Origin of the sequence: Alteromonas oceanisediminis (genome assembly GCF_018474025.1) — a bacterium.
In the GTDB taxonomy this organism is placed as follows: Bacteria; Pseudomonadota; Gammaproteobacteria; order Enterobacterales; family Alteromonadaceae; genus Alteromonas_E; species Alteromonas_E oceanisediminis.
In genome coordinates, this window is the sequence record NZ_JAHCTA010000006.1 from 210742 (window position 1) to 229855 (window position 19114).

Here is a 19114-nt window from a genome sequence, read left to right on the forward strand (position 1 = left end):
ACGTTGAGAAACCCTGGATTAGGCTAGCATTGCCCTTTCAGCGGGGATGAGCTGTTCCAATTCGGTCGGTTGTGATTTCACCCACTGATGAGCAGATTGCTTGTTGCGTTGCCGTACATGCCATTCACAGTTATCAAGCACTTCATCGTCGATTCGCTGCGGGTTGTTGTAGTGCGCTAACGGTTCTGGATGCATACTTTGCCACAGGCGCAGGCTGGTTAATTGCTGTTGGTGGAGGAATTGTGCGCTGACCTGCATTTTTTCAAAGTCATCGGACTGAGCAGATAAAGGACTGTGTCGATAAAAACTAACGCTTCCCTCATCATTGACACCGTGCTGCGTTTGCGCGGTATCTAGAAAACGCGGGCGTTCACTAGCATCATTGGCAAATGCCGCCAAGTAATACGCAAAATCGTGGCCATGATTGAGTGCTTTTCCGATCTGGCCCGTCAGTTCAAGATCGTGGTCAAATTGTGCTTGCTGCGTGGCGTTTGTTTGCATAGCGACGTCGTCAGTTCAGGTAATGTCGTTATCGGCCATCAACTTGTTTCCTTGATCTTGCTTTCAACGGTTTGATGATTAACTATGTACGGCCTAAGCAGTAACAGCGATGATCAATGGACATAATCAATTACTCAGAAATGCGCTTTCTGGTGGTGGAAGATCAACGACCCTTTTTAGTGATGTTGCGCGGGCTGCTCAACACTATGGGCGCACAGTCCGTCGTTGTGGCACAAAATGCTGAGACAGCGCTGAATCTCTGCCGCAAGGAGAAGTTCGATTTTGTTGTCAGCGACATCCATCTGGGTGCAGATAAAAAAAACGGTTTGGAGCTGGCTGAGGAGCTACGCTCTCGCCGTTTGGTTAAGCCGACAACCGTTATTTTAGTGATCAGCGCCGACAGCGCACGAGAACTGGTTATCGGTTCGGTTGAACGAGAGCCAGACGATTATTTGATTAAACCTTTTTCGCAAATTCAGCTAAAAACCCGGCTCAATCGTGCGTACCATCGGCGGGTCGAACTCGAACCTATTTATCGTCTCATTGCTAAGCACAATGACTCTGAGGCAGTGCAAGCATGCCTAGAGCTACTTAAGAAGCCCTTACATTATCGTCAGCACTGCCTGAAGTTATTATCAGAACTGTATTTACGCATTGGTGATGGCAAATCTGCCATTGAGCTAACCCAGCGGATCGTGAATGAGCGCTCAGTCAAGTGGGCACAAACCAATCTTGCCAAAGCGTTTGTGGTAGACAAACAGTTTGACCAAGCCAAATCATTGGCTGGCACGCTATTGAAAAGCAACCGCTTTAATGTTGATGCGTATGATGTTATTGCGAATAGTCTGCGGCAAACCGGTGAAGCTGAAAAAGCGCTGGATTACATTAAGAAAGCCATTGAAATTGCGCCACTGTCGTTGGAACGTCAATATCATGCCACCCAGATCGCCCGTGAGAGCCGCGACTTTATCTTCGCGAAAGACCGTTGCTTGTCAATCTGGCAACTGAGTAAGCGATCGATGCACCGCGATGTCACCCACCTGTGTAATTATATACGAAGCATATTGGACGTTGCTGAGCACAGTGACGACAAGAAACTTCGTAATCGATTCCAGCAAGAGGCCCTGATCACGTTGCAGCGCAACCGAAACGATGAGGTTTTCAGTCGCTCGGAACAACCGTTTGAATTTACGCTCTATGAAAACTTGGTTCACTCACGCATTAGTGTATTGGATGGTAAGACGCTGGCTGCTAAACAACTTTTGGAAGAAACACAAATAGCCATTGAAGAGCGCTATCCAGAGTTTCCCATGAAGCTCGCCCCTGACAGCCTGAAAGTGATGAATGACATCGGCGATTTTGAGGATGCGGCGGTGTTATCTGCCCAAATTGCTCAAAGTGAAGATGCCCATGATCCCCACATTGCCTATTTATTGTCGAGTGAGGAGAAGCAGCAAGCATCGCGCCTGGAAGCGTATAAAACTCATAATAAAAAAGGTATCGAGGCGTATCGCGAAGGTAAATTTGAAATGGCGCTAAATGCGTTTTACAACGCGCAAACATTTGCACCAGTGAACATCGGCGTCGCATTAAACCTGATGCAATGCTTACTTAAACTAATGGAAATGCAACGTAAACCCGAAACAAAATTGGTGGATCAGAGCAGAGAGGTCTATAAATTACTTAATGCCATGCCTTTGCGTCAGCAACATCAAAAAAAATGGGCTGAGTTAGCACCGCAAGTGGCACCTTTTTTGGAGAAATCATCGTGAACTCACTCTACGTTCAGCGCGCTTTATTCGCAACGGTAGTTGTCAGCATGACACTGGTAGGCTGCAGTTCGACAGACATTTGCGAGGATATTCTGGAGGTTCAACGGCAAGATCAGCAGTGCCGACAACTTAATAGGATCATGAGTGACAGCAAAAATCCTCAACAAGCACTCACGGCGCGCAAGCGGTTTGAAGCCGAGTGCGAGGAATTACGTTACTATCGCGATGACTACGACACCATCTGCAAAGGCCAGCAAACGCCTATCGGTGCGCCAAAGAAACCTTAGCGGGCACGCCCCAGCGACGCGAGCATGCTGCCTAGGATCACGATGGCAGCACCGGTGTATCCGACCCAATCTAATTCAATAGCGACAAACACATCGGGCCAAACGTCGATGGCGACGTCATTGGCAATAAACGTAAATAACGGGGCACTGGCGATCACAGCACTCACACGGGATGCTTCCCACACATGCAACGCCTGTGTAAATGCGCCATAGGCGACTAATGTATTCGCGCAACAAAAAGCCAATGAGTATAGCTGCAGTGCGTTCATCTCTAAAAGCAACGATGGCGAGCTAAATGGCAGCAGTAGACTACCACCAACGAGGTATATCAAAAACGTTAGCTGTTTTGCACTCACATGCTTGAGCAGCGGCTTTTGACATAGCGCATATGCTGACCAAAACAGTGCCGCGATGACAATGAAGAAGATACCAATGGGATTTTCGTGGGTTGAATTCAGGATTGTGGGTAAGCGTTGATTAAAAAAAAGTAGCAAGCCCACGATGAGAAGTATCGCGCCGAGGGTTTGCTGTCGATTGAACACTTCTTTGAATAAAAACACGCCCCCCAACATCAACATAAATGGCGCAATTTGCATGAGTACTTGTGTGGTTGCGGGATTGAGGTACAGCAGCCCCTGCACATTGGAAACATAGTTGACGACCAACATAACGGTGGCAGCGAGGAATAAAAGCCACCGCCGGCCAGAAAAACTTGAGACAGTCGGTAGTTTTCGACGCCACAGCAGCAGTAAAAAAACCACAATCCCCGCGGTATAAAATCGATAAGCGGTGATCGTAACGCTGTCCATCACACTTAAACACAGTTTCAGAAAAACCGGTAAAATACCCCACAGTACCGCAGTGACTAAGGCTAAAAAAAGGCCGTAGCCAGGCCGAGATTGTGCCTCAACTGTTTGCAACTAAGTGTCACTCATTAAATCCGTCAGGTCCTCGATAATATCGTCAATTTGCTTATTTAGCTTGCGTTTTTGTTTATCGGTTAGCGTGCCGTGTAACTCAGCTATCATGTTGACAAAGTGGCTTCTATTCTGCTCAGACAGCGCCACATACTCAGCGGAGCGATAGACATCTGGGTTGGTCATTAACGCCGTTAACTGAGCAACAAAATTCGATGATTGGTCGCGTAATGCAAACAATCGACGCGCCTCATTTTGAATATTTCGACGATATTCCATCCACAATTCGTAGGTAGACTGAAGCTGAGGTGCTGTTGCTTGAATAATCGCTTGTTGTTGGTCATTCAGCGTGCCAATTAAGTCTTCCACCTCTTCAGACAGCTCTTCGGCGCGCATGTCGACCTGTTCGGCCGGTGTTTTCCCACCAAACTTCTCTTCGCGCTCCTCTTCCCGTTCAGCGTTTTCAGCCTCCAGTTCCGCAAACAAGTAAATCACCTGTTCTTCCGACAAATCCGGCGCTAATGCTGCGATTTCGGGGCTAAGGCGATCACGTAACCGCTCCCAATGTGCTCGCCCTCTGTCGAGTTCGAGCTCAATCTCTGCGGCCGTTAATTCGGGTTGATTGACTTTCTGTTTAACCACTTTGAGGTGCTCAACATAGCGGCCTAACTCGTCGCCACGGTGCCACGTCAGCCACACACCAAGTTTCTGATCGAAACGCTGCTCCTGTGCGTCGGTAAATTCGATGTAGTCATCGATATACCAATAGACAAGCCAATCCAGATTGTTATACGCCAATTTCGAGGAACACCCAGCTATCGCCATCACAGCAAGCACGAGCATCAGTAATTTTCGCATTTAGAACTCCCTTTTGTCTCATCAGTTTTGGCTTGCGATATTGCAGCGTAAAACGTAGCGTAAGCAACACTACGACCTTGGTGTACGAAAAGGATTCCCATTATGTCAAAAAAATCAGATAAAAGAGTCGCTGTCTTGACCTCAGGGGGCGATGCACCTGGCATGAACGCCTGTATTCGAGCCATTGTGATTGCGTGTGAGTATTATCACTATGAGTGTGTGGGATATCGACACGGATACCATGGCTTACTCCAGCAAAATCATAAGGTGTTGCACAACGCTGACGTACACAATTTAATTCAACGCGGCGGTACCGTGTTGCAAAGTGCTCGCTGTGTTGAATTTAAATCTGCTGAATCCGGCCGCCTTGCGGCCCAAAATCTTGACCAGCTGGGCGTGGATGCACTCATTATCATTGGCGGCGACGGCTCGTTCAGAGGTGCCGAACACCTTTCACATTATTGGCAAGGCCAAGTCATCGGCATTCCGGGTACGATTGATAACGATATCAGCGGTACCGACGCAACCATCGGTTGTTACACTGCGATCGAAACTGCTGTGAGCTCAATTGACAAAGTGCGTGACACCGCCGATGCCTTCGAGCGCATATTTTTAGTCGAAGTGATGGGTCGACATTCAGGCTTCATTGCCCTCAATGCGGCGCTTGCGTCTGCTTCTGACCACGTTATCGTGCCCGAATTATTTGTTTCAGAACAAGCTTCGTTGGATACCATGTTTGCTGAAATCAATCATCGACGCGATGCTCATGGTAGTGTCAGTTACATTGTTGTTGTCGCTGAAAATGTATGGCCTGGCGGCCTACCCGCACTCACCAGTGCATTGGAAGCGCGCACCAGCATTGATGTTAGACCGGTGACATTAGGGCATGTTCAACGCGGTGGTTCACCCGTGCCTCAAGACAGGTTACTGGCCAGCAAACTGGGAGCTCATGCCATAAAAGCCATTAAAGAAGGGGTTTCAGGTGTCATGATTGGTGAGGTTAATCACCAGCCAGTTGAAGTTCCCTTGCAAGCACTGGGTGAGCAGCATAAACCGTTGCAGGTATTCAGTGTCGATACCATGCATGTCTTGGTAAATGCTACAAATCCATCGCAGCCTTAACACGGTCGCGATGGCTGCGGCTCACTTTAAGCTCAGTGGCGTTATGCAGTATCAAGTGATATTCACCGCTTACATGACTAACAAGCTTTTTAACAAAGTTGATGTTCACCAACGCAGAGCGGTGTACCCGAATAAAAGTTTTAGGGTCTAAAGACTGCTCTAACTCTTTCATGGTTTTGCGCATAATATGCATGCCTTCTTTGGCGTGCACACACATGTAGTCTCCCGCGGCATCTACCCACTGAATATCAACAACGGGTACCCTACTCACCTCAGACCCATCCTTGATTGATAGTACATCAGGATACGGCGAGGCGGCGACAGGCTCCCCGGCTGCAAGCTTGCGCAAAATGTCTTCACAATCATCGCCGGTCAAATCCGCCACTAAATTTGCTAGCTTATTGGTCGTAGATTCGCTTTGATGCTGAGACAACGTCGCTCTGACTCGCTGCAGTGCTTGCTCTAGCCGCACGTCGTCAATCGGTTTCAGCACATAATCCAGGGCATGTATATCAAAGGCCTTAATCGCGTAAGTGTCGTAGGCTGTCACAAAAATAAACAGCGGCAGCGGATAGTCGGCTTCACGCAATTTCTGGATCACCTGAAAACCGTTCAATTCAGGCATTTGAATATCTAGAAACACCACGTCAGGGCGTAGTTCAGGAATTTTGGCTACGGCGTCAAGACCATTTGGGCACTCGCCGATAACGTCGACATCCGCATGATTTTGCAGGCGAAGTCGCAGCCCTTGCCGTGCCAGCGACTCGTCATCAACAATGAGTACACGAATAGATTGTTCAGTCATTGGACGCTTCCTTTAACTCATAGGGTATGCGGATACTAATGCGTAATCCAGTGGGCTGATTATTAGCGATCACAAACGAGAAGTCACGCCCATAGAGTGATTGTAGTCGCTCGCGAATATTTGGTAGACCAACGCCATGCTCTCTTACCAGTTTTCCGGCATCAATTTCTGCGCCGGGGCCATTGTCAGCAACATCAATCAGCAAATCACTGGCGAACACTTTTGCGCTGATGCTGATCGTACCGCCTTGCGTGAGCTTGGATATGGCATATTTAATCGAATTTTCAATCAGCGGTTGCAAAATCATGCTCGGAACCAGTGCTTTTTCACACCGTGGTTCTATTTCCCACACCACTTGCAACCGATCGTCAAAGCGGACTTTCTCGATGTCTAAATACAATCTGAGCGCTTCAATTTCTTTCGCGAGCGGTACACGCTTAATCGGATCATTGTCGAGCGAATAGCGTAAAAAATGGCTCAGCCGAGTTACCATAGCTTCTGCAGTCTGATTATTTTTCATCAGGATCAACGTGGAAATAGCATTTAAGGTATTGAACAAAAAATGCGGATTTAACTGATAGCGCAACATTTTAATGTGCGCCTGATGCGCCATCGTTGTTGCTTTCAGGGCCGCTTGCTTTTCTTTTTGCAGCATTTGGAAGTTTTTAATTCCAAAATACAACCCGGTCCAGCACATGATCATCAGCAAAGAATTTATCGTGTTGGTGGTATACATATACCATTCATCTGGCCGGTAGCCGTGTTTGTAAATTTCCCAGTAGTTAACGTTCTTGACGATAGCCCAAACCAACGCAATCGCATAGCAGGACGCAAAAATAACACAGAGCATTTTCAGCAGTGATTGTTGTCGGGCCCAGCGGAAAATATAGCGCAATGGAATGGTGAGCAACCAGCCCGCGTAGGCGTTTAATATGATGATGAAAAACCAAATCGAGCGCATATCGTGCAGAAACGAGCCGATGTAATAGACCAGCGCGAAGCCAACCCAACCAATTGAGTGCAACGCCCAGAACAATCGCTCGTTGTGATCGAACAGTTTTTGCCAGCGGCTCACGTAAATATCTTCAGACACACCATAGCCATAGTATAAAGTGAGAAGATGGTGACCAGTATTCACTGGTCGCGATTGTCGACGCTCTGGTCGTAGAGAACGTTAACAGTATAGGTGGATCAGTAACCTATGTTCATGCGCTTGAGCCAGTGCCCCCACCACCACGCCGGGCCAACGAGCAAAAAGCGAACATCTTCTAAAAATGAGGGCTTCTTACCTTCAATTTTATGACCCACAAATTGTAAAATCCACATGACGACAAATAGCACCAAACTAAATTGCCATACTGAAATATCGGCGCGCTCAAGCAGTTTAATTCCGCCAAACGAAACGAGCGTCATCAGCGTCATTGCAGCACCAATTGGGCCCGACAGCTTGAAATAATAATACAGTATGGGAATGGCGCAAAGGTGGGCGAAATTCACATTGTAATGCTGCATAAATTCGGGCACCGGTATCGACCATAGCAAGCCCAGTGTGACGAAGAAAATACTCGGAACAGCAATCGCGTGGATTGCGATATTGGTTTTATTTTGATGACTTTCACTGTACTTATTCATCATGACTTCAATCTGACGCATCATAATTTCTCTCGTTCATTTCACACGTTAATAATATGCCGTTTCAGTAACACGTCAATGTCGTTGCTGATTGACTTAAACTGCACACCGACAAAGACATAACCATCTTCACTCTTGCTGTTGCGAATAATGCCGTCCAATATCAACGTTTTTTCACTAAGATCGACGCAAATATTGATATCACTGTCTGCATCGAGTACCGAACCATCCAGAGACTTGAGCTCATCCTCATCGATCGCGATCCGACATCCACTTTGTGACACATCCACAATCAGCGACTTCTTGCTCGAACCTACGCTGGAAAACGTGATCTCAGAGGCTATGCCGGGCGATGCCCGCTTTTCAGACCGCAACCCCAGGCTTTGCAAAGATGTGGGTACTGTGGTGAAAAAAAGTTGACTGGGACTACTTTGGATGTGATTAATTTTGGCCTTAAAGGCAATCACCTGGCCTGCCGATCCTTCCAACACATAGCGGATGATCACTGTGTTATTTGAATACAGCAGATCTTTGGTGATGCCATATTTATTGATATTGGGTGTTTGGAAAATCATACAGCGCGGATAATCCATGCCGACATACACCGTTTTAACCCGCTTGGGGCTAGTGGGTGTCGATATTTGTAAATCGACGGTTGTACCTGGCTGCAATGCACGCAAACTGGCGAGGTCGGCGGCGGCAATACCCGCGTTATTGTTTTTGTTGGTCACGGTAATGGGTTTGTAATCTGAGTAAATCAAAGGATAATCTGCATCCATTCACAAAGCAATCATCGAGTAAATGCAGCATGTCGTCCTCTGCTCCCGTACTAACATATACACTTTTCCCGCTGTCGCTTAGCCAACACCTTTTCCACGTATCGCTGCAGGTTCCTGCGCATGCGTCGAATACGCTGAGCCTTTCATTGCCAGCCTGGATACCGGGAAGTTACATGATCCGGGATTTTGCGAAAAATATCGGGCAGCTTAATGTGAAGAATCGCCACGGCGAAGCGGTGCCGTTTGAAAAGAAAAATAAGCAGCAGTGGCACGTTCACACTCAAGGTCAGGCATGCCAGATAGAGTATGTCGTGTATGCGTTTGATTTATCTGTGCGCAGTGCTTACCTAAACGATGAATATGGCTTTTTCAATGGCACCAGCACTTTTGTTGAAGTCACGGAATTATCCAAAAGTCCTTGCCGAGTCTGTATTGAACGGGGCGGCATTGACAGTACTGCGGATTGGCAGCTAGTGACGTCAATGCCCAGTGTCAACATTGATGAAGATGGATTTGGCGTATTTGAATGTGAAAATTATACCGCGCTGATCGACTATCCCATGTTAATGGGTACCCTTCTGACTCACACTTTTGTTACGAGCAATATTCAATTTACACTGGCATTTAATGGCACGCCGCCGATTGATGTTGACAGAATTAGCCGCGATCTGATGCCCATTCTCGATCAACAGGTGAAACTTTTTGACGATACGCCCCCCATCAAACGCTATGTGTTTATCACGCTATTAGCGGAAGCCGGTTACGGGGGTCTGGAGCACCGCGATTCTACCGCACTGATGTTTCCCCGATGGGATCTCCCTTTAATCGGCTCCAGTGTCGAGCGCAGCAATGCTTACAGAGACTTTTTAGCGCTGTGCAGCCACGAATTCTTGCATACGTGGCACGTAAAGCGCACTAAACCAGAGGTATTTCTACAGCCTGATTTGGGCGCAGAAGTGTATACCGAACAACTGTGGATCTACGAAGGATTCACCAGCTTTTATGATGACCTTGCGCTAGCCCGCAGTCGCATCATCACGCCTCAACAGTACTTGTCGGTGCTGGCAAAAAGCATCACTCGCGTACTGCGTTCGCCCGGTCAGTTCAAACAGTCGGTAGCAGAATCAAGCTTCGATGCGTGGACACGCTTTTACCAACAAGATGCAAACTCAATAAATCATATCGTCAGTTACTATACCAAAGGCAGCCTAATCGCGCTTTGTCTGGACATTCACCTGCGCTCAATCAGCGACGACAAAATCAGCCTGGATGATGTGATGCGTGTTTTGTGGCGTGAATATGGCAAGCAGAACCAAGGCACCCCTGATGATGTTATCGAAAAGATTGTGCTTAGTTTAACCGGTCAGGATTGCGGCGCATTTCTCCATGAATTAGTGCATCGTCCTGGCACACTGCCACTGGCAAAAAGTCTTGATGTGATCGGCATTACCTATCAGGAACGATCCGCTTCGAGCTTCACTGATGTCGGTGGCCAGCAACATGCAGACGCCAGTTCAGCGACGCTCGGCATTGGTATTAAGCAGGCCGACCTGGGTGTTACTGTCACCCAAGTGAGAGAACAGCAAGCAGGTTGTAAAAGTGGCTTGCAAGTGAACGACCGTATTATTGCTGTTGATCAATGGGTGGTCACAGCAACTCACTGCTTTGATTTATTCAAGAGTGTCATCACTGATGGCGATAGCAATACCAAAAGCACATTGACGGTAGTGCGGGATGGGCGATTACTGCAATTGCCCGTCCAAGCATCAGCGCCTATTTTAGATGCCTGCGAACTGACGCTCAGCGACCCCGCTAAATTTGAACGTTGGTTAGGTTTGGCACCCTCTTGCTAAGAGCGCGGAGGAACGAGTAGCTGCGGGTCAACGCGTTGGTTGCGCCAGTTGATCCGCCAATCCAGATGCGATCCGGTTGCGCGCCCTGTCGCGCCCATCGAGGCAATACGCTCACCTTGGGTAACACGCTGCCCTACACGCACTGAAGCGTCACTTAAGTGCAAAAATGTCGAGGTGACACCGTGCCCATGATCAAGCAGTAGCGTTCCACCTGAATAAACCATATCGGGAACATACAGCACAACAATACCATCTGCTGGCGCGATAATGGGTGTGCCAACCGGGCCCGCAACATCAACCCCAAAGTGAGGCCTTTTAGGCACATCATTCAGTATGCGCTGGCTACCGTAAACGCCACTGACTGGCCCTTGTGCTGGCCAGATGAAAGACTGACTGAAAAAAGCATGCTCGGAGCGCACTGCTCGAGCAGATGCCACTTTGCGATTATCCTCGCGAAGCCTGTCAATCGTCGCCTGAGAAGGTGATACGTAATTCTGCTTAAGGCCATTGATCCGCTGAATATCGTACTCCCGCTGGGGTAACGCGTAACGTTTCGAGCCTGAACTTTGAGCCGATTGCCACGCTAACTCGACTTCACCTGATGCATCGCGGCCCAACCCGAACACAAAATGACCGTTCTCAGTCAACGGTAGTGTCTCGCCTTGATAGATCACTGAATATCCTGGTTCAACTTTTCCTCGTACCAGCGCTCCCGGTTGAATGTTGTCCATCAAGACGTAGGGCACATCATCTGTTGCTATTGATGTAGCGCTGATGCATAGCATTGATACCATAAGTACGACACTCAGGCAGCGTCTGGCGAATCGTACCAAAAAGGGTTCGCCAGTGTGTTTATCCTTTTGCGATAGCACCTTTCCCCACTCCTTCATAGGCGACAACGGTAAATGATTTTCCTGGTTCTAAACGTTGTTGTTCTTCCAGGACATATTGTGCAAGGCACTCAACCGTCGAATCCGTAGTGACTAGCTCACTCTCAGCTTTAGGAATGACCAATTCAAAGCGCCCTTGCGATGCTTCGTACGCGAAGCAGTAGGCGTACTCAAAATCTTTGCTCACACCATTCAGGGACAGCGCGTCGACAGGTACCAAATCCTCTTGTGTACCAATGTAAATGTCGCTCCAGCGTGTAGACCAGTAGAGCTCACTTGCGGTGCTTTCCTCGTCACCTTCATAAATGGTAATTTTTGAGCGATGACCGTGTGCGATACGCTGACAATTTCCGTCATGCTTTTTTAACCCATGCGTGTAATGGTAATAAGGGGTAGCAATATCTTCACAACGCAATAGTAATGTGATGTCATCTACGTTCTCTGGCAAATGAGTTGCAAGGATGTCTTTTAAATATTGACTCACAGATTGCATATCCACTTCGCCGGCATACACGAACGCGTAGGCTTCGTCTGGGCAGCGCAAATAAATACTGCCATCGTGCTCACACAGCTCGCCTTCTTGCTCTCCCTGACGTTGACGTTCAAAATTCACCTGAACGATATCAGAGTCGGCAACATGGTGGATAGTGGTACATGGTGATTCAACCGGCACTAACAGTTTGTGATCAACGTATTGGTCTATCAGTCGCTTGAGATTCTTTTTAACTTTGCTGAAATCCTGGATCATGCTTTCTTCGTTCAGTTCACCGTCGAGGATAACGTCCACGATCCAGCTTTCCCCCACCATGCCCCGTTGAGCACAGAGGTAGGAGAAGTCCATAACCGTTAAATCATTAACAAATAATTGCATAGCGCCTTATTTTTAGTTATTCACTTGTTTCATTGGGTAGTATAACTGGCTTCATCGCATAGATGCGACTACTTCGCCCAATTCTGCTAACAATTCCAGAGCGATCACTTAGAACGCAGCAGTTGGTCTTTCAAGTTTGGCGGAATACCGCGGATGACCAAGGTATCAGTTTGTTCATCGTATCGAACTCGATCGCCGTATAATTTTCGATCAAAGCTAAGACTCACCCCTCCGCCTTGCCCTGAAAATTTAGCCAGCTGTTTCAGTACGCCTTTGTCAGGTTGAAACGCCTCGTCTATTGTCACTTCAGCCGATTGCACGAACTGGTTAAAATCAAACTTAGTGTCTTCATGCTTTGGCAACTTTTCAGCCACTTCACTGAATTTAACGGGTGCACCTGTGGCAATTTTCTCTTTGTAATAATCTTGAACCGCCTCTCTATGCTCATGTTTCTCGGCCACATCTAATGTATTGGTGGCAAGATAGGCATCAACGCTGTTGATCAATTGCGCATTCTGTTGTTTCACATCCATTAGCTCTTCACAGCCTAAAAATGTCATGAAAAAATCTGAAACCTTGCGTCCCATTCGCCCCTTAACGAAACTCACATAGCGCTGCTGCTCAGGCTGTATCTGATATTGTGTTAAATCAATACGAGCAGCGAGTTGCATTTTGCTTAAATCGAGATGCTCACTCACCGATAACTCCAGCTGGTCATCCACGTGAACATGTTGCTTAGTGTTCAGCAACGTAACGATCAAATACTCAGTAGCCAGAAATTCATAGCGACAAAACACCAGAAACCCGGTTTCGACCATCTGCATGTTGGCGAGTGTTTCCACTAAATGCTGCGCACTACTGGCGCTAAATTGCTGAAACGCCGCATTCGTATCATCATCGGCATGCTCAACCTTGAGTAGCTTGTTTAACGCGGCTTCGAACTGAAAATCGCCTTCCTGAGTAGGCGACGTGTCAACCTGAAATCCGCCGACACCCTTTCCCGGTTTGGCGTTGAAAGCATGATTAATTTGTTCTACCAATGCCTCGATTGACGGTGTTACGGAGAGGCACTGAGCTTTGGGCATCAGCTGAATAGCCTTGTCCTTATTGATGCGAAGCTGATGCACGATGAACTGGTGAATAACGGCACTCATGAGAAACAAACCTTTTAGTGTGAGGATTTAAGGGTAATAAACTTTACGATAAGCATTGTTATCATCAAAGCAGGGATTATAATCGAATTGTTTGAAAAACCATGCCTTTTGACCAAAACAACCATAATAGAGTTTTGCATGCCAATACAGTCTCGCTATTCCAATACTCAAATCGAACACGTTATGCGCGACGTGATTGATGTGTTAAACCAACATCAATGCGATAAACAACTGTCGCTGATGGTATTGGGAAATACGGTCACGGAAGTGCTCACGCAGCAATTCGATCCGCAACAACGCACAGCTGTGGCACAACAGTTTGCCGATGTCATGTTAAAAAGCGTGAAGTCGTAATACATGATTTTAGCTGAATCTCCGCGCCGACAACGAGTCACTAAATTAGTCAACTGGGGGCATTGGTTTGCTTTAGCCAACATTATCTTTGCACTGGTTATTTCGTCGATATTTGTTTTCTCCTCACCCGCTTCAGGCACGCCACTGGGCACCGTATATTTATTCGCGAACTGGTTGGGGCACATTGGTTTTTTAACATTTTGCGGTTTTGTCATTTTCATTTTGCCGCAGTGCTATTGGGTAACAAGCGCCCGTGTCGTTAAAGGCAGTAGCTCGTTTATCGCCGCTTTTGGTCTCGCACTTCTGGCACTTGACGCGCTGATATTTAATCGCACAGGTTTTCACATTACCCTCAGCTCCGCTGAGCTTGTGCGTTCAGAAACGCAAAATCAGATCAGCGCTTTCACGTGGCGTGAGTGGAGCTATCTACTCGCATTGTTCTTAGTGTGGTTTGGTTTTCAGTTGATCTTAGCCAACGCAATTTGGAAACGTATCGATCGCCTCGTGAAGCACAAAGTCGGTGTTCCTGTCACTGCGGCCTTTGTGGTGTGTTTTATATCCAGTCACGCCATGCACGTGTGGGCGGATGCAAAGTTATACCAGCCGATTATCAAGCAGGATAACATGTTCCCACTGTCCTACCCGGCTACAGCAAAAACACTGTTATCACGTTATGAATTACTCGATTTAGAGAGCTATCAACAGCGCAAACAGTTGCAGTTTGATGCTGAGCTCAAAACAGTCAATTACCCGCTTTCTTCACTCTATTGCGGCATCGATAACAGCTTATCTGCCACGCTGCTGGTGCAAACAGACACAAGCCCCCTTACCGGATTAGACAATCTCGACTTGCGTGTGAATGAAAACTTTTATGTCGCAGCGTCAGATTTGGGTGCGCTGGTACATTCAGTGCTCTATGGTGTTCCTGAAATTTATGCGAGTAGTTTGCAAAACAAAACACCTGTTTTGTTCGAAATTGCCGAGGCATATTCATTACCCGTTATCGTAGACACGGATCCCGCGTTAGTCATTGAAAATTCACATGCCACCGTCACGCAGAACGCCCTCGCCACGTTCAACGGCACCGTCGGTGGTAAATTAACGGTTGTGTTTGCCAGTGCTGCGGAAATAGACGAGTGGTTAACACTGCCCATGATTTCTCGCTCAAACTTACTCATCGCAACCGGCTTTGATCCTGATAACTCGCTCAAAGCAGGCCGTTTGTACTCCTCAATGGACATTCAACCGACGGTGGCAGGCACAGAGGATTTACTTGCCACGTTACTCAACTTATTTGGCTGTGAAGCCAATGCCGGATTGTATTCTACCGGTCAGAACCTGTTTAAACCTGAGCGCAATTGGCTGGTCAGTACCAGTGGAGAAAAAATTATCCTGCTACACAACGGCACGCGTACTGAAATTATGAGTAATGGCAGTTATGAGATCATTGATTTACGCACCGGAAATCGGAGTACGCAGAATCTTAATACTGATTTACTCAGTCAGGCAATAAAGCACCTGAGTCGATTCTCATCGCGCTGAGGTGTCAGGTTACGGGTTGATATCTTGCATCGCGTGCACGCACTCAACCTGCGTGCGATGGTGAGTTAACTGCTGAGGAGTCAGCTTATTGATTTCGTCTGAGCCGGGGTCGAATAAGATGGCTCTGTTTAGGTTAGCCGCACGCGCAGCCGCGATATCTGACGATTTATCCCCTAACAACACCGAGCTGGTTAAATCGAGGTTTAAATCCTGCTGCGCTTTCAATAGCATTCCCGGCTGAGGTTTTCGACACGCACAATTTCGCTCATTGTCTGCACCGTAATCTGGGTGATGTGGACAGAAATAGACCGGTATTTGTGGTAAGCCATTGTCGGTGAAAACTCGCTGTATATAGGCCATCGCAGCATGAAACTCATCGACGCTGTAAAAACCGCGAGCAATACCTGACTGATTAGTGACGATAACAGGCTGGTAACCTGCTGCGACGAATCGCTTAATGAGATGGAAAATACCCTCTACGAAGTCGATATCATCAATTTTGTAAACGTAGCCGTGATTGACATTAATAATGCCATCACGGTCTAGAAAAAGTGCTTTCTCCACCCTATTTGCTGGCAAACAGATTGAAAATACTGGAGAAGTCTAATTGACCGCTACCATTTTCACTGTGCTGTTTGTACAGTGCCTGAGCTTGGTTTCCCATCGGTACCGATGACTGAGATTGCGCAGCACATTGCATTGCTAGCATTAAATCCTTGTTCATAAGGTCAACCATAAAGCCCCCCTTGTACTCATTCGACGAGGGAACATCGGGAAGCACGCCGGGACAGGGGTTGTACACTTCGAGTGTCCAGTTTCGACCAGAGCTTTGCAGCATAATATCTGACATCACTTTCGGGTCGAGCCCATTGTCGATGGCCATCTGTAACGCTTCAGACGTACCTGCCATGAGGACAGATAACAAGATGTTATTGCAGATCTTCGCAATTTGACCGGCACCGTGCGCTCCAGCGTGAAACACATTTTTACCCATCGCTGACAATGCTGGCTGGGCACGAGCCAAGTCATCAGCGTCTCCGCCAACAATAAAAGTCAATGTACCGGCTTTAGCGCCAGCAACACCGCCCGACACGGGTGCATCGATAAATCGTTTACCCTGAGACGCCAGATTTTCAGCCACAGCGCGTGCAGATTCAACATCAATGGTACTGCAGTCTACCACCAAGGCTTTCTCGGTCAGTGACGCCAGCAGTTCTGTATTCTCAATGTATAATCCCCGCACATGCTTTCCAGCGGGTAGCATACTGATGACGATGTCAGCGCCTTCAACAGCCGTGGCCGCAGTCGCTGCCGAGCGCGCACCTTGATTAACTAACTGATTTACAGCGTCTTCCATCAAATCGAAAACGCAGACATCAAACCCTGCTGAGACCAAATTAGCTGCCATGGGGCCGCCCATATTTCCTAGTCCAATAAACGCAACTTTGTTCACAATGACTCTCCTAGCGACACTAAAGGATGCTCATGCATTTCCCATGGTGAATTAAAAAACCACTCTATCGTGCTGGCGGGCACATCCTCCACTGAGGCATAGCGCCATTGCGGTTGATGATCTTTATCGATCAACAGCGCTCGGACACCCTCGGCAAATTCACCAAACTCTCCGCAACGACACGACAGATCAAGCTCCATTCTAAAACAGTCAGCCAGTGTTTTATCACCTCCTCTGCGCAACTGTTCATAGACAATATGCGCCGTGATAGGCGATCCCGACGCAAGGCCTTTTTGTGCGCGCTGCAGCCATTTGTCGTCGGTTGCATCGAGATCAACAATGGCACTGACGATATCGCTAATTGAGCCCGTTGCGCAGGCGGCGTCGATCGAATCACGGTGAGCTTCCAACTGCCCTTCAGGCATGCCAGAACGACTGACATCGGACAATGTTTTAAGCACATCATTTACCAGCATGTGCGCGTCTCGCGCGCTGTTGCGGGTCTTCCGATCAACGGGCCAAGGTTGGCTGCGTAACGCTTCTATCGCACTTGAGACGGCGTAATTACCGACGTAGAAGTCCGCCAATTCAGCGTATAGAGCGTCGGTGGCGTTGATGCTGGCACCGGTAAGGCCCAGAAAGAGACCACAATGCCCCGGCATTCGATTCAAAAACCAACTACCGCCTACATCGGGATACAGACCAATGGTGATTTCTGGCATCGCGATACGGGTATCGGCTGTCACAACCCGATGACTGGCGCCGTTGAACAGCCCCAATCCACCGCCCATGATGATACCTTTCCCCCACACAACAATCGGCTTGTTGTAAGTATGAATGCGATAGTCTAATTGATACTCAAAAGTAAAAAATTCTTCCACAAACTTAGGCGTCCGGCCCGGCTCTGCTTGCATCGCTTTGTACATTGACACAACATCACCACCAGCACAGAATGCTTTATCGCCGCTTGAATCCAGAATAACGCACACAATGTTGGGATCGCTTTGCCACTCGATGAGTTGTGCGTCGATGCGTTTCACCATCGACAGATCGATGGCATTCAGTGCCTTCGGTTTATTCAGTTGAATACGGCCAATGAGTGCGCCATTCTCTGCGGTAAACGTCTCGCATAATACGCTTTGCTCTTGCATGGTTTCCTCTTTATCGGTCACAGTACGGCCGTCATGTCCCCAAGAAGACGTCGCGCAATGATCACGCGCATGATTTCATTAGTGCCTTCCAGAATTTGATGAACACGAACATCTCGCACATAGCGTTCTAACGGATACTCTTTAATGTAGCCGTAGCCGCCGTGAATTTGTAGTGCCTCGTTGCATACTTTGAAGCCCACGTCGGTGGCAAACCGTTTGGCCATTGCACAATAAGTCGAACGATCGGGATGTTTCGTATCCACTTTGCAAGCGGCTAAACGCACCATCTGACGCGCCGCAACCAATTCAGTATTCATGTCAGCTAGCTTAAATTGGAGTGCTTGGAACGCCGCGAGCGGTTTACCAAATTGCTGCCGCTCATGCATGTAAGCGGTGGCAGTTTCCAAAGCCTGCTGGGCAGTACCAATTGAGCAAGTGGCAATGTTAATACGCCCCCCGTCGAGCCCTTGCATTGCCAATTTAAAACCATTGCCTTCTTGATCCAATAAGGCGGCTTTAGGCAAGGTTACGTTGTCAAAAGTGACCATGCGAGTCGGTTGCGCGTTCCAGCCCATCTTTTCTTCTGGCTTGCCATACCCGACACCATCGGCATTCGCCGGTACTACAAACGCTGAGACTCCACCGGCACCTGCATCACCTGTGCGCGCCATCACAACCAGCACATCGGTTGAACCAGCGCCTGAAATGAACACTTTAGAGCCGTTCAGTACGTAATTATCACCTTCACGTTTTGCACTGCTCTTCATCGAGGCAGCATCCGAACCAGACCCCGGTTCAGTTAAACAGTACGACGCTAATTTAGCGCCACTAATAAGTTCATCACACCATTGCGACTTAATCTCGTCGGTTCCCCACGTCGCAATCATCCATGTTGCCATATTGTGAATAGTCAGCATCGCCGTGGTGGTTGTACAGCCGCTTGCCAACTGCTCAAAAATGATCGAGGAATCCAGTCTGGAGAGTCCCAGTCCACCCGCTTCTTCGGGTGAATACAAACCGCAAAACCCAAGCTCCCCGGCTTTTCGAAAGGTTTCTGTTGGAAAGGTATGTTCGCGATCCCACTGAGCGGCATAAGGCGCTAGCTCCTGATCAGCAAACTGCTTAGCCGTTTCGGCAAACGCCAGTTGATCATCACTGAGTTCAAAATTCATA

General features: G+C 48.0%; 20 protein-coding genes. 6 read left to right on the top strand and 14 right to left on the bottom strand.

The features are described from left to right. Positions 1-18: 18 nt before the first annotated feature. A complete protein-coding gene (locus KIU71_RS12225; RefSeq protein WP_214131568.1) occupies positions 19-501 on the bottom strand; it encodes a VC2046/SO_2500 family protein in 483 nt (160 codons plus the stop codon). Positions 502-617: 116 nt separating this feature from the next. On the opposite strand from KIU71_RS12225, the gene KIU71_RS12230 reads away from it, so the two are divergent. Together KIU71_RS12230 and KIU71_RS12235 are read left to right on the top strand one after the other, a co-directional pair. Then, positions 618-2273, top strand: a complete 1656-nt coding sequence (locus KIU71_RS12230) for a response regulator (protein ID WP_214131569.1) — start codon at positions 618-620, stop codon at positions 2271-2273. Further along, on the top strand, positions 2270-2560 hold the full coding sequence (locus KIU71_RS12235) for a hypothetical protein (protein ID WP_315853288.1): 291 nt from the start codon (positions 2270-2272) through the stop codon (positions 2558-2560). Before KIU71_RS12230 ends, KIU71_RS12235 begins: the two co-directional genes overlap by 4 nt. Here KIU71_RS12235 and KIU71_RS12240 read toward each other — a convergent pair. Beyond that, on the bottom strand, positions 2557-3480 hold the full coding sequence (locus tag KIU71_RS12240) for a DMT family transporter (protein ID WP_214131570.1): 924 nt from the start codon (positions 3478-3480) through the stop codon (positions 2557-2559). The two genes, KIU71_RS12235 and KIU71_RS12240, sit on opposite strands and share 4 nt — an antisense overlap. Beyond that, positions 3481-4335 carry a DUF6279 family lipoprotein gene (locus tag KIU71_RS12245; protein ID WP_214131571.1) on the bottom strand — a complete coding sequence of 285 codons (855 nt, stop codon included), beginning with the start codon at positions 4333-4335 and terminating at the stop codon, positions 3481-3483. 102 nt (positions 4336-4437) lie between these two features. Between KIU71_RS12245 and KIU71_RS12250 the strand changes: the two genes are divergently transcribed. After that, entirely contained in the window at positions 4438-5457 is a 1020-nt protein-coding gene (locus KIU71_RS12250) for an ATP-dependent 6-phosphofructokinase (protein WP_214131572.1), read from the top strand. Here the strand turns inward: KIU71_RS12250 and KIU71_RS12255 are convergent. From KIU71_RS12255 to KIU71_RS12270, 4 genes are all read right to left on the bottom strand, one after another. Continuing rightward, complete coding sequence (locus KIU71_RS12255; protein ID WP_214131573.1) at positions 5435-6262, bottom strand: LytR/AlgR family response regulator transcription factor; 828 nt, start codon at positions 6260-6262, stop codon at positions 5435-5437. The two genes, KIU71_RS12250 and KIU71_RS12255, sit on opposite strands and share 23 nt — an antisense overlap. After that, the gene (locus KIU71_RS12260) at positions 6255-7337 is read right to left on the bottom strand and encodes a sensor histidine kinase (RefSeq protein WP_214131710.1); all 1083 of its coding nucleotides are present in this window, start codon (positions 7335-7337) and stop codon (positions 6255-6257) included. The genes KIU71_RS12255 and KIU71_RS12260 overlap by 8 nt, the downstream gene beginning before the upstream one ends. 116 nt (positions 7338-7453) lie before the next feature. Continuing rightward, the gene (locus KIU71_RS12265; RefSeq protein WP_214131711.1) at positions 7454-7915 is read right to left on the bottom strand and encodes an Mpo1 family 2-hydroxy fatty acid dioxygenase; all 462 of its coding nucleotides are present in this window, start codon (positions 7913-7915) and stop codon (positions 7454-7456) included. A 20-nt stretch (positions 7916-7935) separates the two neighbouring features. Continuing rightward, on the bottom strand, positions 7936-8673 hold the full coding sequence (locus KIU71_RS12270; RefSeq protein WP_214131574.1) for a flagellar brake domain-containing protein: 738 nt from the start codon (positions 8671-8673) through the stop codon (positions 7936-7938). Positions 8674-8702: 29 nt separating this feature from the next. Here KIU71_RS12270 and KIU71_RS12275 point away from each other — a divergent pair, with 29 nt between their 5' ends. Then, positions 8703-10526, top strand: a complete 1824-nt coding sequence (locus KIU71_RS12275) for a M61 family metallopeptidase (RefSeq protein ID WP_214131575.1) — start codon at positions 8703-8705, stop codon at positions 10524-10526. Here KIU71_RS12275 and KIU71_RS12280 read toward each other — a convergent pair. From KIU71_RS12280 to yejK, 3 genes are all read right to left on the bottom strand, one after another. Next, the gene (locus KIU71_RS12280) at positions 10523-11398 is read right to left on the bottom strand and encodes a M23 family metallopeptidase (protein ID WP_315853289.1); all 876 of its coding nucleotides are present in this window, start codon (positions 11396-11398) and stop codon (positions 10523-10525) included. The two genes, KIU71_RS12275 and KIU71_RS12280, sit on opposite strands and share 4 nt — an antisense overlap. Beyond that, a complete protein-coding gene (locus KIU71_RS12285; RefSeq protein WP_214131576.1) occupies positions 11379-12287 on the bottom strand; it encodes a 6-carboxytetrahydropterin synthase in 909 nt (302 codons plus the stop codon). Before KIU71_RS12285 ends, KIU71_RS12280 begins: the two co-directional genes overlap by 20 nt. Before the next feature lie 104 nt (positions 12288-12391). Next, a complete protein-coding gene (yejK, locus tag KIU71_RS12290; protein ID WP_214131577.1) occupies positions 12392-13441 on the bottom strand; it encodes a nucleoid-associated protein YejK in 1050 nt (349 codons plus the stop codon). A 138-nt stretch (positions 13442-13579) separates the two neighbouring features. Between yejK and KIU71_RS12295 the strand changes: the two genes are divergently transcribed. Further along, positions 13580-13795 carry a YejL family protein gene (locus tag KIU71_RS12295; RefSeq protein ID WP_214131578.1) on the top strand — a complete coding sequence of 72 codons (216 nt, stop codon included), beginning with the start codon at positions 13580-13582 and terminating at the stop codon, positions 13793-13795. 3 nt (positions 13796-13798) lie between these two features. Next, the gene (locus KIU71_RS12300; protein WP_214131579.1) at positions 13799-15337 is read left to right on the top strand and encodes a DUF3413 domain-containing protein; all 1539 of its coding nucleotides are present in this window, start codon (positions 13799-13801) and stop codon (positions 15335-15337) included. A gap of 9 nt (positions 15338-15346) precedes the next feature. Here KIU71_RS12300 and KIU71_RS12305 read toward each other — a convergent pair whose 3' ends face one another. Genes KIU71_RS12305 through KIU71_RS12320 form a run of 4 tightly spaced genes read right to left on the bottom strand, consistent with a single transcriptional unit; the run spans position 15347 to position 19113 of the window. Continuing rightward, positions 15347-15901, bottom strand: a complete 555-nt coding sequence (locus KIU71_RS12305) for a D-glycero-alpha-D-manno-heptose-1,7-bisphosphate 7-phosphatase (RefSeq protein ID WP_214131580.1) — start codon at positions 15899-15901, stop codon at positions 15347-15349. A gap of 1 nt (position 15902) precedes the next feature. After that, the gene (gene mmsB, locus KIU71_RS12310) at positions 15903-16790 is read right to left on the bottom strand and encodes a 3-hydroxyisobutyrate dehydrogenase (RefSeq protein WP_214131581.1); all 888 of its coding nucleotides are present in this window, start codon (positions 16788-16790) and stop codon (positions 15903-15905) included. Then, positions 16787-17941 carry an enoyl-CoA hydratase/isomerase family protein gene (locus KIU71_RS12315; RefSeq protein ID WP_214131582.1) on the bottom strand — a complete coding sequence of 385 codons (1155 nt, stop codon included), beginning with the start codon at positions 17939-17941 and terminating at the stop codon, positions 16787-16789. Before KIU71_RS12315 ends, mmsB begins: the two co-directional genes overlap by 4 nt. A 17-nt stretch (positions 17942-17958) precedes the next feature. Continuing rightward, positions 17959-19113, bottom strand: coding sequence for an acyl-CoA dehydrogenase family protein (locus tag KIU71_RS12320; RefSeq protein WP_214131583.1), 1155 nt, complete (start codon positions 19111-19113; stop codon positions 17959-17961). Between the last annotated feature and the right edge of the window lies 1 nt (position 19114).